Annotated in this window: 9 protein-coding genes; 7 read left to right on the plus strand and 2 right to left on the minus strand. The window is 43.1% G+C overall.

What is annotated here, in order from left to right:
• The first annotated feature begins 344 nt into the window (after positions 1-344).
• The 6 genes from LZG71_RS16110 to LZG71_RS16130 all read left to right on the plus strand — a co-directional run bounded on the left by LZG71_RS16110 (position 345) and on the right by LZG71_RS16130 (position 12,404).
• The gene (locus tag LZG71_RS16110) at positions 345-3,422 is read left to right on the plus strand and encodes a SusC/RagA family TonB-linked outer membrane protein (protein ID WP_233821998.1); all 3,078 of its coding nucleotides are present in this window, start codon (positions 345-347) and stop codon (positions 3,420-3,422) included.
• Between the two features lie 11 nt (positions 3,423-3,433).
• Entirely contained in the window at positions 3,434-5,080 is a 1,647-nt protein-coding gene (locus LZG71_RS16115; protein WP_233822000.1) for a RagB/SusD family nutrient uptake outer membrane protein, read from the plus strand.
• A 219-nt stretch (positions 5,081-5,299) separates the two neighbouring features.
• On the plus strand, positions 5,300-7,147 hold the full coding sequence (locus LZG71_RS16120) for a family 16 glycoside hydrolase (RefSeq protein ID WP_233822002.1): 1,848 nt from the start codon (positions 5,300-5,302) through the stop codon (positions 7,145-7,147).
• 70 nt (positions 7,148-7,217) lie between these two features.
• Positions 7,218-9,158, plus strand: coding sequence for a c-type cytochrome (locus LZG71_RS16125; RefSeq protein ID WP_233822003.1), 1,941 nt, complete (start codon positions 7,218-7,220; stop codon positions 9,156-9,158).
• A gap of 139 nt (positions 9,159-9,297) precedes the next feature.
• Complete coding sequence (locus LZG71_RS30695; protein ID WP_409013635.1) at positions 9,298-9,711, plus strand: GNAT family N-acetyltransferase; 414 nt, start codon at positions 9,298-9,300, stop codon at positions 9,709-9,711.
• A 170-nt stretch (positions 9,712-9,881) separates the two neighbouring features.
• Entirely contained in the window at positions 9,882-12,404 is a 2,523-nt protein-coding gene (locus tag LZG71_RS16130; protein ID WP_233822004.1) for an ATP-binding protein, read from the plus strand.
• On the opposite strand, the gene LZG71_RS16135 is transcribed toward LZG71_RS16130, so the two are convergent.
• The gene (locus LZG71_RS16135) at positions 12,392-13,765 is read right to left on the minus strand and encodes a sigma-54 dependent transcriptional regulator (RefSeq protein WP_233822005.1); all 1,374 of its coding nucleotides are present in this window, start codon (positions 13,763-13,765) and stop codon (positions 12,392-12,394) included. The two genes, LZG71_RS16130 and LZG71_RS16135, sit on opposite strands and share 13 nt — an antisense overlap.
• Before the next feature lie 137 nt (positions 13,766-13,902).
• Positions 13,903-14,211 carry a hypothetical protein gene (locus LZG71_RS16140; RefSeq protein WP_233822006.1) on the minus strand — a complete coding sequence of 103 codons (309 nt, stop codon included), beginning with the start codon at positions 14,209-14,211 and terminating at the stop codon, positions 13,903-13,905.
• Between the two features lie 724 nt (positions 14,212-14,935).
• On the opposite strand from LZG71_RS16140, the gene LZG71_RS16145 reads away from it, so the two are divergent.
• Complete coding sequence (locus LZG71_RS16145) at positions 14,936-15,661, plus strand: ferritin-like domain-containing protein (RefSeq protein WP_233822007.1); 726 nt, start codon at positions 14,936-14,938, stop codon at positions 15,659-15,661.
• The last annotated feature ends 18 nt before the right edge of the window (positions 15,662-15,679 follow it).

Consider the following 15,679-nt stretch of genomic DNA (forward strand, 5'->3'; position numbering starts at 1 on the left):
TCTTGCATAATACTACGATTCACTTTACCTTGGTGCCAAAATTTCTTCGATACCACACTACGTCGCACACTCTTGTTATACTACAATTTTAAGTAAAAAACCACCAAATTTTATCGGAATAATAACATTTTTTTGAAAAACAATATATAATAAAGTAAAAGCTAAATCGTTTTAGTAAAAAAAGTAAAATTAGAACTTTATCAAGATAACATTTCACTTATGAAAATCTTTGACTTTTACATTTCAATATATCTCACCATCTGAACCCATTGTAAATCAGCACATTGTCCGCAATGTTGCTAAATCGTTTTAGCTTAACCTTATATTAACCTATCTACCAACCTATGAAACAAAAAATACCGTTGCCATGTCGCAAGACAAGTGGTGGACACCTTAGGATGTTGTGCATTGGCTCGCTGACCCTTGCACTTAACCTTTCGCCAGCGATGATTCAGGCTGAAACAAGCCGGATCGTTACCCCTGCTTCCATCATCCAGCAAAAAGGAATTGAGGAAATAGTGATTAAAGGACGCGTTGTGAATGCCAAGGATAAATCTGCGCTTCCAGGTGTTTCGGTTGTGATCAAAGGCACCTCCAAAGGTGTTACTACGGATGTAGAGGGCAACTATTCCATTACTGTGGACGGTCCGCAGGATGTATTGGTATTCTCATTTGTAGGAAACATTACCCAGGAAGTCACCGTTGGAAACCGTTCTGTTGTTGATGTGGATCTTGCCGAAAATGCAGAACTTCTAAGTGAAGTAGTTGTAGTAGGCTACGGTTCACAAACCAGAGAAAGAACTACTTCTGCGATTTCCAACATCACAGCAGCCAACTTTAACAATTCCGGGGCACGTAATGCTATGGACCTGATTCAGGGCAAAGTGGCTGGTTTGAGCATCAATAGAAGCGGCTCCAATCCAAACTCCGGTGTATCAATGCAACTTCGTGGTGTGACTTCACTTACCGGTGGACTTGGTCCGCTTGTTGTTATAGACGGGATTCCGGGAGGAAACCTGGATTTGCTTCAGCAGGACGACGTTGAATCGATCAGTGTACTAAAAGATGGATCCGCAGCGGCTATTTACGGTACACGTGCAAACGGTGGTGTCATTCTGGTAACAACTAAAAAGGGCCAGGCCGGTGGTGCGAAATTCGACTACAATACTTATTTCAGAAAGGAATTCGTACGTAACCGTCTTGATTTCATGAATGCGGATCAGTTCCGTGCCAGGATTGCCGAAGGAATAATTCCTGCCAGCGCCGACTACGGAAGTACCACAGATGCCTACGACGAACTGATCAACCATGGAAACCTTTCGCAAAACCATAACCTGGCGCTGTCTGGCGGTGCAAAAGGTACCACTTACCGTGCCAGTTTATATTATCAGGATTTGCAGGGGATAGCCAAAGAAAACGGGCGTAAGCAATATGGTGGACGCCTTACTGTGATGCAGACAGGTCTTAAAGATCGTCTTACAGCACAGCTCAATCTGGCAACAAACTTTAACAGAGCCAATCGTTTGGGTGGCGGCGGATGGGAAGGTTCTCTGATCAGAAACCCAACTTTATCATTCTACAACCCGGATGGTTCTTACTATTTCGAGCAAACCAGTACCAACGAAGTTGCCCGTTTGAAACAGGAAACAAACCGTCGTCAGCAACAGACTACTTCGGCAGATGCGAAGTTTAGCCTTGAAATCCTTCCCGGTCTTCAGGCTTCCATTTTCGGAGCTGTGCAACGCGACAGCTATATCGACGGAGCATATCGCTCACTTGATTCTGAATTCTCAAAAGAGAATGACGTTTATCCCAATGGTGGTTATGCCAGTAGATATACCTACCTAAGCAACAACTACACGCTCGAACCTACAGTGTCTTTTGACAGAACTTTTGGTACCAACCACACCATTAATGCGGTGGGAGGTTATAGTTACCAATATGCCGTACAGGAAAATTTCCAGGCGAGCAACTATGGTTTCGTGAACGATATTTTTGAAGAGAATAACCTTGGAGCCGGTAATCAGCTGACTGTTGGTAAGGCTGGTATGGGCAGTGGAAAAGGCGACAACACGCTTATCGCATTCTTTGGTCGTGCCAACTACTCTTTCATGGACAAATACATGGTGTCTTTGATTCTTCGCCATGAAGGTTCATCCCGTTTTGGAACCAATAATAAGTGGGGTAATTTCCCAGCTGCTTCTATCGGATGGAACATTAGCAAGGAGAAATTTATGGAAGGCGTAAGTTTTGTGAATAACCTGAAACTTAGAGCCGGATTCGGAGTAACTGGTAACCAGGATATAGCTAACTATTCTTCGCTGGTAACGCTTGGAACCGGAGGTGTATACATCAACCCGGATGGTGAATGGAGACAAACATACGGTCCGAACAGGAACCCGAACCCGAACCTGAAGTGGGAGCGTAAGAATGAATATAACATAGGTGCTGACTTTACTGTCCTCAACAAAAGACTGAGCGGCTCGCTGGATCTTTTCAAACGTGTAACGAGTGATCTTCTTTACAACTACACGTCACAGCTACCTCCTTTCGTACGTGAGACGATATATACCAACGTAGGTTCAATATCTAACCGCGGAGTGGAACTTACACTGAATGCTACGGCGGTAAAAGCTAAAGATTTCAGCTGGACTATTGACGCAACAGGAAGTTATGTGAAAAATATTGCAGACGACCTTTCAAACGACGTTTATAAAGTTGAGGCAATCTCAACCAGCAGCATCGGCGGATACGGAGCATTGGGAGAAGCCATTCGTATTGAGCAGGGCGGACAGCTGGGTAATTTTTACGGAAAGCGGTTCGCAGGATTTACTGAGGATGGAAAATGGCTGTTTTTTAATCGGAACGGCGAAAAAGTAAGGTTCGATCAGATCAACAATTCAGCTGATCCTAATGTGTCTGACCTTTCTATTATTGGTAACGCGATTCCTAAATTCAACGCATCGCTGACCAACAATTTCACATACAAAAATCTGAGTCTGCGTGTGTTCATGAGAGGCCGTTTTGACTACGACATCCTTAACACCATGGATCTGTCGTATGGCAACAAAGTATCGATTCCGAACAATTTGCTGAACAGTACTTTTGAAAAACACGCCAAACTAAACGACACCTACCAGTATTCGGACTATTATCTTGAATCAGGAAGTTTCCTTAAACTGGACGAGATCACACTTAGCTACAATTTCAATCTGAAATCTGATCTTATCAGGAACTTACGGGTTTATGCAACAGGAGCAAACCTGGCCACATTCACCAAATATACAGGAAACGATCCCGACTTCGTGAATGACACAGGTTTAGGAAGAGAAGAAGACGAACAACGCCGCTTAGGTATCGATGGTCGCAGTGCTTATCCGAACACCCGGTCATTTTTGGTAGGACTTAGTTTTGGCTTCTAATATTAATCAATATGATAAATTTTAAAAAAGCATTAAAGATTGCAGCAATTGCATTGCCTTTGTTCGCAACCACTGCCTGTACCGATCTGGAAGAAAACATATATGACCAGCTGGTAACAGACAACTTCTATAACAATAAAAATGAGGTGCTTTCTGCTGTACTTCGCCCTTATACTCACGCCAATGCATGGGCAACTCCGGGACAGGATGGCTGGTGGCGGCTCAATGAACTTTCTGCTGATCAGCTTGCCTGGCCTGTAAAAGGTCGTCACGGGCAGGATGGTGGAAAGTGGTTTCGCCTGCATTACCATACCTGGACTCCTGATGACGATGCCGTTTGGGGAGCATGGAGACTGATGTGGTGGGGACTCGGGCTTTGTACCGACCCGATAGAAGCTCTGGAAGCCCGTACACCTGCTGCAATGGGAATTACCGAAACTGAAAAGTCCGCTTACATTGCCGAGTTGAAACTGCTTCGTGCTTTTCATTATATCAAGCTGATGAGCCTTTACGGAAACATCCCTACAGTGAGCAAAGTGGGAGATCCTGTGAGCCCTCCTACCCAGCCACGTGCAGAGGTTTTCAAGTTCATCGAAAAAGAGATTCTTGATAATATTGGGGCTGCACCGAAGCTTTCACAAGGCATGATTGGTCGTATGACGCAGGCTGGTGGATATGCCATGCTGGTAGAATTGTATCTGAACGCCGAAGCTTGGACCGGAACGCCGCGTTGGGACGATTGTATTGCAGCTTCCAACAAGCTGATCAACGGAGAAGCTGGTGGGCTCAACGGAGCTCCTGCGCTGGATGTAAACCTGACTGACACCTACAAACCAGCCAATTTCCAGTCCAAAGAGATTCTTTTCCAACTGGCTTATGAGTTCAAGAAAGCGGATTTCCAGCCGCAATGGACGGGCGACTTCTTCCATTTCCAGCAACGTTTCATCTACGGAGGTGCACGAAACGGAAACGACGGTGTAGTTGTAATCCCAGGTGTATATACCACATTCAAAAACGCCGACAAACGTAAGAAAGAATGGATTCTTGAAGGAACGCAATATCAATATGCAGATCCTACAAAACCAGTATTGGCAACAGGCGGTAATGAGTACGATCAGCAGCCATTGGTATTTGTTGACAACATCCGTAAAAACAAAACGCTTCAGCCTGGTCAGGATCCGGCAGGACTTCCATCCGACATGACTCAGGGTGAAGAAAATAGCGGTGTTCGTTTCAATAAGTACAAGCTGGGAGCACTCGAAGATCCTAATTACAACGGATGTGATTGGGCTATCTACCGTCTTTCATGGGTAATGTTTGCAAAGGCAGAGGCCATCATGCGTAAAAATGGTAAAGTTGCAACCCAGGAGGCAGTGGAACTTGTGAATCAGGTGAAGCAACGTGCATTCACTACGGACGCATGGGCAACTGAGAAATATACCACCACTACGCTTACAATGGATGAGTTCCTTGCAGAGCGCGGTCGTGAATTTATTTTCGAAGGCTTCCGCCGTGATGATATGATACGCTTCGATAAGTTTACGACATCGACATGGTGGGATCATAAGCCAACAGAAGCCTACAAAAAACTTTTCCCTATACCACGTCGTCAGATTACGCTTAACACCAATCTGAAGCAAAACGACGGTTATAATTAAGATTTCATTATTCCTTACACTTAACTTTTCCTGACTTATCCAGCGACGGTTCCCAATCAGTTCCGCCGCTGGATTTTGTTAATTCTTACTTCGTTCATGCTTAGCCTTTTAAAAATTACATCAAAGAATAATAATCTGACGCGCTGAAATGTAATTTTCCAAATTCTTATATCGTAATTTGTTCCGCTTTTAATTATAACCAATTAGTTAACCTATTGTATGTTTAAACCAAACAAACATTTTTCATCATTCCTCATGCTGGGACTAACCGTGCTTATCAGCGCGTCCGTTTTTGCCCAGCAGGCCATCCCCCTTAACGATTTGAGTGCATTCACTACAAAATCCGACAACTGGAAAATTGTAGGCGATGCCAAAGTTGACATTTACAAAGAAAACGCGCTGTCCACAACACCGGGCAAAGGCGTTTTAGCCTGTACCCATGAAAAAGGAAAATATGGCAATCAGTACGAATTGATCTCCAATCTGAAACACGGCGATCTTGATATTGAGCTCGACTTTATGCTTGCAAAAGGATCCAATTCGGGTATCTATCTGCAAGGCAATTACGAAGTACAGCTGTTTGACAGCTGGGGCAAAAAAACGGCCAAATACAACGACTGCGGTGGTATTTACGAACGATGGAACGACTCAAAACCAGAAGGAGAAAAAGGTTATGAAGGCTATGCTCCACGTTACAACGTAGCAAAAGCACCTGGTTTGTGGCAGAATATTAAAATATCATATCAGGCGCCTCGCTTTGATGCAAACGGAAAAAAAACAGCGAATGCTGTATTTCTTTCTATTGTACTAAACGGCGTTACTATTCATGAAAATGTAGAAGTGAGCGGACCGACACGCGGATCACTTACGGCAGAAGATGTAGCAATGGGACCTCTTCGTTTTCAGGGTGATCATGGTTCATTGGCTATCAAAAACATCAAAATCAATAATTTTGACCAAAAGCCGGGAACGTTATCAGACCTGAAATACAAAATTTACTACGGTGGTTTGTTGGAGACAGAAGATTTGTCCAAACATAAACCTGCTGAAACAGGGCAGTCACAAGCGCTGACCTGGGAAATCCTGAAAGAAAATAACAACTACACTTACGTGTACACCGGAAAGTTCAATGCTCCAACTGCCGGTGACTATAAATTCCGTCTTCAGGCATCAGGAAATTCTCAGCTGAAAATAGACGGCAAAGAACTGATTGGAATGGAGTGGAAAAATGTGAACGAATTCCGCCTTGGAACCATCAATCTGAAAGCTGGCGATCACACCATTGAGATTACAAACAACAAAAGAGATGGCTGGCTGAAACCTGCATTGGGACTTTGGGTAAGTGGTCCGGGTTTCAGAGAGGTTTCTTACAATACAAAAAGCTCATCGTTGAGCGGTGGCGGTACAGATCCTATCCTGATTCCTGCGGCAACCAATACTGTTACACGCAGCTTCATGGATTTCAAAAAGGACGAAAATTCCAAAAGAACACGTGTAGTACATGCAGTTTCAGTGGGCAGCCCCTCCAACCTGCACTACACTTATGACCTCGACAAAGGCGCTGTATTTCAGGTTTGGCGCGGAGAGTTTCTGGATGCAACACCCATGTGGCACGACCGTGGCGATGGCTCTTCACGCCCGCGTGGTAGTGTGACCTCCCTTGGAAATGACATGGTTTTGGGTAAAATAAATGGATCGAAATGGGAATCGGATACAACCGGCAGCGGGTATCGTCCGAAAGGATATATACTGGATGATTCCGATGTGCCTACTTTCCAATATCTGGCATTCGGTTCGCCTGTTACGGATTATGTATCGGTTGTGAACAATCAGTATTTCGAACGCATTATTAAAGTGAGCAATCCTGTAAAAGGTTTGGTAGCAAGAGTAGCAGACGGTGCTTCTATCGAAAAAATCGCTGATGGATTGTATGCTGTAAACGGCAAATCGTATTACATCCAGCTCGCCGATAAAAATGTAAAACCGGAAGTTAGAAACGCAGATGGCAAACAAGAGTTGCTCATTCCTGTGAACAACGGTGAAGTAAAATACTCGATCCTATTCTGATAAATACAACATTAGGATATCAGCAGAAATTACGAAAGTCAATTGCTGATAGCCAATAGCTAAACATAACATGAAAAAAATTGCTCTTATAGCACTTACCCTCCTTTCCTCGCTGACAACCCTGCGCGCGCAGGAGTCTCCAAAGGAAGAGGATTTTTACAAAATTGTGACCCCAGCCATTCCGGAAGGTATCATTCTCGAAGTCGGTGGTCTTACGACTTTGCCTAACGGCTCTCTGGCTATTTCTACACGTCGTGGTGAAGTATGGATTGTAGATAACCCAACCAGCCGCACACCGCATTTTAGAAAATTCGCAACAGGACTTCACGAAATCCTTGGACTTGCTTACAAAGAAGGTGCATTGTATTGCGCACAACGTGGTGAACTCACCAAATTGATCGATAAAAACGGTGACGGCAAAGCAGATGTTTACGAAACGGTATATGCATGGCCGCTTTCAGGACACTACCATGAATATTCTTTCGGTCCTAAACTGGCGCCAGACGGAAGTTTCTTTGTAAGTGGAAACGTAGCCTTTGGAGATGAAGAATGGTGGAGAGGTGAAAGCCGTGTTCCGGGTCGTGGGTGGATTTTCCACATTACCAACGATGGCAAATACGAACCATATGCGACGGGAGTTCGCTCTCCTGCCGGTATCAGTATGATCAACGGAGAACTTTTCTATACCGACAACCAGGGTGACTGGATGGGAACGGGTGGTATTTTCCAGGTAAAGAAAGGCGACTTTATGGGTCACCCAGCCGGATTGAAATGGGCTGGTTTGCCAAATTCTCCTGTGAAACTGACAGAGAAACAATTCTTTGCTGAGCGTGACAACCGTCAGAATCGCAATGCTCAAAACCGTGCTATCAAACCTGAGAATATCGTTGACGAAAAACCAGAGTTTCTTTATCAGCTTAAAGAAAAATATGACATGGTAAGACTGCCGGCAGTTTGGTTGCCTTATGGTGTTCACGGTGTGTCTACTGCGGAGCTTATTGCTGACAATACCAATGGAGATTTCGGTCCGTTTACGGGACAGATTTTCGTGGGCGACCAGGGACAAAGTAACATCATGCGTGTAGTTCTGGAAAAAGTAAAAGGTGAGTATCAGGGCGCTTCAATTGGTTTCCGCAGCGGTTTCCAGTCGGGTGTGTTGCGTATGGCATTTGACAAAGACGGCAGCATGTATGTTGGTGAAACAAACCGTGGATGGGGATCGGCAGGAGATGCAAACCAGGGTTTACAACGTTTGGTTTGGAACGGCAAAATGCCTTTTGAAATGTACACGGTAAAAGCAATGCCTGATGGTTTTGAAATTGAATTCACCATGCCGGTTGACAGAAAATCGGCGGAAGATCTGGATTCATACAAAGTAAGCAGCTACCTGTACAAACATTTCCCTGTATACGGAAGTCCTCCTGTGAATACAGAAGAACTGACTGTAAAAGGTGTGAAACTATCGGCTGATGGCAAAAAAGTACGTGTTGTGGTGGACGGATTGCGTCAGTATTATGTGCACAAAATACAGCTTGAAGGCGTTCGTTCTGAGTCTAACTCGTGGTCGTTGGTACACCCTGATGCTTACTATACTTTGAACAATATTCCTGACGGAGAAAAACTAAAAACGACTGAGATTAAAACGACACGTTCGGGCAAGGCACAGGCGGCGGTAGAAAAAACGCCTGCAAAAGAGCATGTATCTCCGGACGGAAAAGGCAAAACTCCTGAAAAGGCAGTGGCTACAAAAGCACCAACCTGGGAGCAGATCAAACCGATCCTGGCTAAAAATACCTGTCTTGCTTGCCATACAGTAGATAAAAAAGTAGTTGGACCATCTTATCAGGATGTTGCCAAGCGTAAATATACCAACGAACAGATCGTTGATTTGATTTACAATCCTAAGCCTGAAAACTGGCCGGATTATGCAACACCAATGGCTCCAATGCCACAAGTTCCAAAGGCCGACGCAGCTAAAATTGCTGCCTGGATTAATTCTTTGGCGAAGTAAATTGGTAAAAATTGACATCTTAACGAGGCTGCTTCATCATTGAGGCAGCCTTCTTTGTAATTATATTTGCTTAGAGCAATTTCATAGTAACTCTGATTAGACAAAAAATTCATCAGGAAACATTCAGCTTAAATCAACAATGCCAGTTTCGATACGAAAAGCAAAAATCGAAGACCTTGATGAGATTCGGACCCTTTTTCGGGATACAGTTATTACCATTAATTCGGAAAACTATAATCCCGAGGAGATTAAAGTTTGGTCGGAGTGTTATAAAAATGTCTCCAGTTGGACGAGGGATATCCTGGAACAGCACTTTCTTGTAGCGGTATATGATACACAAATAGTTGGTTTCAGTTCAATTACTGATAATGGCTACCTTGATTTTCTATACGTTCATAAAGAATTTCAAAGATGTGGAATTGCAAAAAAGCTACTCCATGAAATTGAGAATCGTGCTAAGGAATTATCCCTGATGGAAATTTACAGTCACGTTAGCAAAACAGCATTCCTATTTTTTCAAAAGCATGGATATAAAAAACGGAGAGCAAATTAACCGTGTTGACAACATTGAGTTTGTGAACTCAATAATGACAAAACATATCTGCTGGGTATAACAACACCTGACTACTTATAATCTTCTGCTCCAACACCCGCTTCTCTAAAATCGTTAAAAAGCAATTTTATTGCTAAATTTCGTTACTAATGCCGTAACGCTTATTTGTAATGTCATTCACTCGCAATAAATCTTTTACTGGTTCCGTCAAAGGCAAAGTACTGCTGGGCTTTCTTGTTACGTCGTTAGCACTGGGGACTTCGTGGATTATCAGCAAGCTGGCGTTTGAGAATATGCTCAGCAAACTGGAAGTTCTGTCCACACCTAACGACAAACTCAGGCTGGTAAATAAGGTTTTTAAAAACATCATCCAGCTCAACCACCTTCAGAACGCACGAACCATTGCCGGGGAATCACAGAAGGACCAGTTTCTCGCACAGTCGCGCGAACTGATGTCGACACTGGATACACTAAGCATTCTCAGTATTGATGACCCGATGCAAATCATCCGTATCGATTCCATGAAACGCATTTTGGAAACAAGAGAGCAGATATTCGGCAATTATATCAAAGTCAGATCCAAACTTGTAAGTAACCAGGATCTTTCCGACGAGGTAAAAAGTATTTCGGGACTCATTACCACCAACAAGCGTAAACCCGACAGTACTGTGGTGAAAACCGAAAAACGAACCACTACAACCACTACTTATACAGAAGTACCTGATCCTTTTAAAAAACAAAAAGTAGAGGAAGATAAAAAGGGATTTTTCGGACGTGTATTCAGCTCAAAAAAGAATAAGAAAGAACCTGAAACGGTTCCGGCCAAAATAGTCCAGAAACAGGAAGTGAATGTGGAAGTGGACACCCTCAAAGTTGCCCCCAAAGACAGTATGATTGAGATTGTGGGCGAGGCTGTTCACGCGATTGAAAAATCACAAAAACAACGAACAACAAGCTTTATAGATCGCGAACAGGAATTATCTTCTGCCGGCAATTCTCTTGTAAGCCAATTATTACGGGTCATGCAGGAAGTTGAAAGAGAGGTTGTTCGCCAATCGAATAACGACAGCGCGCAATCGCAAAAAATGGTAGCAGCCAGTATTGACCGTATTGAATGGGTTATGCTGGGTTTCTTCTTTCTCACCGCACTACTCGCATATCTTATTTTTACAGACATAACAAAGAGCAACAAGTACCGAAGCGAACTCGAAGAAGCAAAAGAAGAGGCAGAGTACCACAGCATGGCAAAACAGCGGTTTCTGTCCAACATGAGCCATGAAATTCGTACGCCGCTGCAATCGATCATTGGCTATACGGAAGCTTTGAAAACGGATGAAAAGCCGAAACAGCAGGATTTAAATAACCTGCACACGGCTTCTGAACATCTGCTTTATCTGGTAAACGAAGTACTCGATTACAGCCGGATCATTTCGGATCAGTTTAACTTTGAAGAACGGACCTTTGCAATTACTCCTTTGCTCAATGAAGTGGTGCAAATGCTTCGCCCGACGGCAAGCCAAAAAGCACTGCAATTGACACTTGAAAACACTATTCCGGCCAATCTGCTGCTTAAAGGTGACCCTTTCAGGCTTCGCCAGATTTTGTACAATTTATTGACAAACGCAATAAAATTTACGGATGAGGGTGAGGTAAAACTCCGTGCTTCAGCAAAGGAAAGAGAGAATGCTATAGTAATTCATTTTGAAGTGGCCGATACCGGAATAGGTCTTTCTGCCGAACAAGCGCAACGGGTATTCAATCAATTTGAACAGGCCGATCCAACCATTTCAAGACGTTTTGGAGGTACAGGGCTAGGTTTGAGTATTGTCAAATCGCTGGTGGAAGGTATGGATGGAAATATCCGTGTGGAAAGTAGTTTAGGAAAAGGAACCACATTTTTTGTCAATATTATTCTTACCCAGGCCGATACTCCTCTCGCAGAAGAAGAAAATAAGGTGCAAAAGGTGTATGACATACAAGGCAAAGCCTGGCTCGTGGACGACGACACATTCATTCTTAAATGGTGCTCATCCGTGTTAGATATGTATCAGGTTGAGCATGAATGTTTTTCTTCTCCCGAAGAAGTCTTGAATCAACCATGGGACGATGATGTAAAATTCGTGCTTACGGACATGCGAATGCCGGGAATGAACGGTGCGGAATTGTGTGCACGCCTGCGTGAAACTGCCTCAGCAGATGTTAAATTCTATGTTCTTACGGCGCAGGCGCTTCCCGAAGAACGTAGTAAACTTCTTGGTATGGGATTTGATGGTATTCTTATGAAGCCATTTCACTCCAACCAACTCTTAGAACTTTTGGAAAAATCGACTGTAAAAAAGCAACCGGATAGCCCCGCCCTAGATTTATCGGTACTGAGTGCCATGACGTTCGGTGATGATACCATGATGCGGGAAATCCTGGAAATATTCGTGAAAGATTCCCGTGAGGACATCACAAAACTTAAAGAGATGCTCGACAATTCCGAAATTCCGGAAATGCACGAGCTCATGCACCGCATGGCAGGGCGTACAGGGCAAATCGGAGCCAGAGAAGTATCAGCCAGTTTCCGCTTTTATGAAATTGCGATCAGAGATGGGAAAGAAATTTCAGCCCGTGAAATAAGTGAGCTTATAACACAGGCAGCTTCCGTAATAGATCAGGTTGAAGAGAAAGCACTCTCCTACTCAATGTGATATTTCTCGATTTTATAGTACAGCGTTTTTCTGTCGATATTAAGCAACTTGGCTGCTTTGCTTTTGTTGTATCGCACCTCTTGTAACACCTTCTCAATCATTTCCTTTTCATGGGTTTCCTGTAACGCTTTCAGATCCGACCCGGCAGACTTAGGCGTTTCTTCAAGTGAAGATATCATTTCGGCAGGAAGCGCGTTCAATGTCGCAACTTCCTCCTTGGAAAGCAAGACAAGCCTTTTAATGACATTATTAAGTTCGCGTAAATTACCTGGCCAATCATATTTTTGAAATACATCCATCACTTCTTTGGATAAGCTCTGGACGTTTCTATCCAGTTCCTCATTTGCCTTGTCCACAAAATGTTGGATAAAAATAGGCAGATCTTCACCTCTTCGTCTCAATGGAGGCACTTCTATTTTAAACTCATTAAGGCGGTGGTAGAGGTCATCCCGAAAATCTCCATTTGCAGAACTCGCCATCAGGTCTTCATTGGTGGCAGCTATCAGCCTCACATCCACTTTTACATACTGCGTGCTCCCAATCGGAACAATGATCCTTTCCTGTAATGCTCTCAGCAATTTAATCTGAACATCATATCCAAGATTACCAATTTCATCCAGAAACAGCGTACCACCATCTGCCGCCTCGAACTGGCCAATTTTATCCTGCAAAGCACCTGTAAACGCGCCCTTTTTATGACCAAACAATTCGCTGGCTGCCAGATCTTTGGACAGGGATCCACAATCGATTGCTACGAAAGGCCCTTTGCTTCTCTTGCTGAGTCTGTGAATGGATTTGGCTACATGTTCTTTCCCCGTACCGCTTTCTCCCAGCACAATCACAGACATATCTGTTGGTGCCACCAGCCTTACATACTCATATAGCTGTTTGGAAATTTTGCTTTTCCCTTCAATAAAGTCTGCCGTTAAATTTTCAGGTTTCTTACCCGTCCTGGCTGGTGCAGCCGACTGCGACGCTGGTGCGGAAGATTTTTGCAGAGCTTCCCCCAGCACCATTAACAGCTCTTCGGGATGCACCGGTTTTGTTATATAGTCAAATGCTCCGTTTTGCATGGCGTTCACCGCTGTACGCACGTCATGAAAACTTGTCATCACAAATGCCGGCGTCCTGATTCCGTCACTGCGAAGCTGTTTCAGAAAGTCAACAGAATTTCCGTCCGGCAGACGATAATCAAGCATCAGAACCTCAAAAGGATCATTATCATCCAAACTTTTTACCAATGCAGCCTTTGCTTCTTTTATATTGGAACAGACCTGAACCTGATGCCCGTGCTTGCCCAAAAAAGAACTTAGCAATTTGGAAAAAGTTGTGTCGTCTTCAAGAAGCAGCAAATGAGCCATGTTTGTAAGATAATTTTAAAAGAATATTTGACTTAACGATCCGGAAAAATGTAAAATTATAAAATCTAACGCCAAAAAGCCGGAGAAATAATCTCCGGCTTTTATCCGTTACAATTTTTCGAGTAAACTTCATCAGTTTATTCTACTTTTTTGCCGTCTTTATCTAGATTAACTGTGGAAGTTTCTTCACCTTTTTTAAGTGAGATTTCGAAATGCTGGGAGTTGTCTTCTTTTGTAACAAGAAAAGCTCCTGTTACTTCCCAGCCCGCATAGGCGTCCCCTGCCAATGTGGTTTTAACTGCTTCCGGCAGGTCTTCCGGTTTAACGGCTACTTTTTCCTGCGTAACGGTAATGACTGTACCTGTTGTTTCTGTAAATGTGTTTGCCTGAACAGAAGCGAATGATATAAGTGATAAGGCGAATGCCGAGACAATTAGCTTTTTCATAATGTTATATATTTTATTCAGTTAGTAAATTAGAAAAAATGTGCATTGCTGCGTTTCTATTGTACTTTACCAATATAATGCCAATGATTCAAATAATTAACAAATAGCTGATTTTCAGATATTTATGTATTTAAATATTACATCATACCACCTTTACGTGAAGCTTTACCTCAACACTTTGCGGAATAATGGGACATCAACCAATAAATATCCTTTCCCGCATACCTGTATTACTATAAACTTTCAATATCAAGTTGCAGGATATTTCCAAATAGCTATATTTGTAGAAATACTTTTTATAGTAAGCAGAATAAAGTCTAACCTCCACGGATCGTGAGTTACAGATCTTAGTTAACAACATCGGCATTGTCCGGTCAATTCTACTCAACGTTATTAATTTTCCAGACAAACGGAGAAGCTTTTTACAAGTTTCTTCCGTTTGTCTGGGCTCTTTTTGAGACATTTCTCTCTCCCTCAGGTTGTATTTACAGGTTCCAAAAATTTATTTTATTAAATTCTAATATTTTATTAATCTCGATTTTTAGGATATTAATACCTCAAAATCAGCTGTTTATATCCGTAAATTTTTTAAAACGTATATGTACGCAACGAAACGGACACATATGCACTGGTTCTCATCCCCCGATCTAAAGCAAATTTAAGGCCGTATGTTTTTCCAGATTGTCTTTCGATGGGCGAAGGAAAACATAAACCTTTTATTGTTATGGAAAGAATTAGTAATTCAAAAAACAATTCAGATAAAGAGGATCAAAAAGCGTCATCAACTGTTGACAGACGCTCCTTTCTGATGTCTGCGGGTATTGCCGCTTCCGTTGGTGCTGCCATGGTAGCCTGCTCGAAAGATCACGAACCAGGACCAGATCCTGTTGGTACAGTTGACCTTGGTTCAGGAGATGTTGGCGTACTAAATTATGCTTATGCGCTGGAACAACTTGAAGCAGCCTTTTACATTCAGGTTATTGACACTCCTTACGATGGTATGTCGGCAGCAGAAAAAACCATTCTGACTGACATCCGCGACCACGAAATTATCCATAGAGATTTCTTCAAAGCTGCATTGACTGCCGCTGCTCCTACTGCCATTATTCCAAGTCTCGAAGTGAATTTCTCAGGAATCAATTTCAAGAGCAGAGACATAGTTTTGGGTGCTGCAAAATTGTTTGAAGATACTGGTGTTGCTGCCTACAATGGTGCCGGAAAGCTTATCAAGACAGCTGACTATTTGGTATTGGCAGGTAAAATTGTTTCAGTAGAGGCGCGCCATGCTTCTGTGATAGGTGATTTGCTAAAACCTAACACGGAGAACTTTGCAGGTGGTGATGTTGTGGACAACAATGGTCTTGATAAAGCTATTGATCCTGCTACCATTCTGGCCGCTGTAAAGCCATACCTGAAAACAAACGTTACAGGTGCAAATGTGGGTAAATAATTTTCAACACAACTTCAA

The sequence above is a fragment of the Dyadobacter sp. CY312 genome, from assembly GCF_021390535.1.
GTDB lineage: Bacteria > Bacteroidota > Bacteroidia > Cytophagales > Spirosomataceae > Dyadobacter.

What these genes read in the sequence shown, in the direction of transcription:
- LZG71_RS16120 (WP_233822002.1), top strand. Translation starts at nt 5,300, where the DNA reads ATGTTTAAACCAAACAAACATTTTTCATCATTCCTCATGCTGGGACTA.
- LZG71_RS30695 (WP_409013635.1), top strand. Translation starts at nt 9,298, where the DNA reads ATGCCAGTTTCGATACGAAAAGCAAAAATCGAAGACCTTGATGAGATT.
- LZG71_RS16145 (WP_233822007.1), top strand. Translation starts at nt 14,936, where the DNA reads ATGGAAAGAATTAGTAATTCAAAAAACAATTCAGATAAAGAGGATCAA.
- LZG71_RS16110 (WP_233821998.1), top strand. Translation starts at nt 345, where the DNA reads ATGAAACAAAAAATACCGTTGCCATGTCGCAAGACAAGTGGTGGACAC.
- LZG71_RS16115 (WP_233822000.1), top strand. Translation starts at nt 3,434, where the DNA reads ATGATAAATTTTAAAAAAGCATTAAAGATTGCAGCAATTGCATTGCCT.
- LZG71_RS16135 (WP_233822005.1), bottom strand. Translation starts at nt 13,765, where the DNA reads ATGGCTCATTTGCTGCTTCTTGAAGACGACACAACTTTTTCCAAATTG.
- LZG71_RS16140 (WP_233822006.1), bottom strand. Translation starts at nt 14,211, where the DNA reads ATGAAAAAGCTAATTGTCTCGGCATTCGCCTTATCACTTATATCATTC.
- LZG71_RS16125 (WP_233822003.1), top strand. Translation starts at nt 7,218, where the DNA reads ATGAAAAAAATTGCTCTTATAGCACTTACCCTCCTTTCCTCGCTGACA.
- LZG71_RS16130 (WP_233822004.1), top strand. Translation starts at nt 9,882, where the DNA reads ATGTCATTCACTCGCAATAAATCTTTTACTGGTTCCGTCAAAGGCAAA.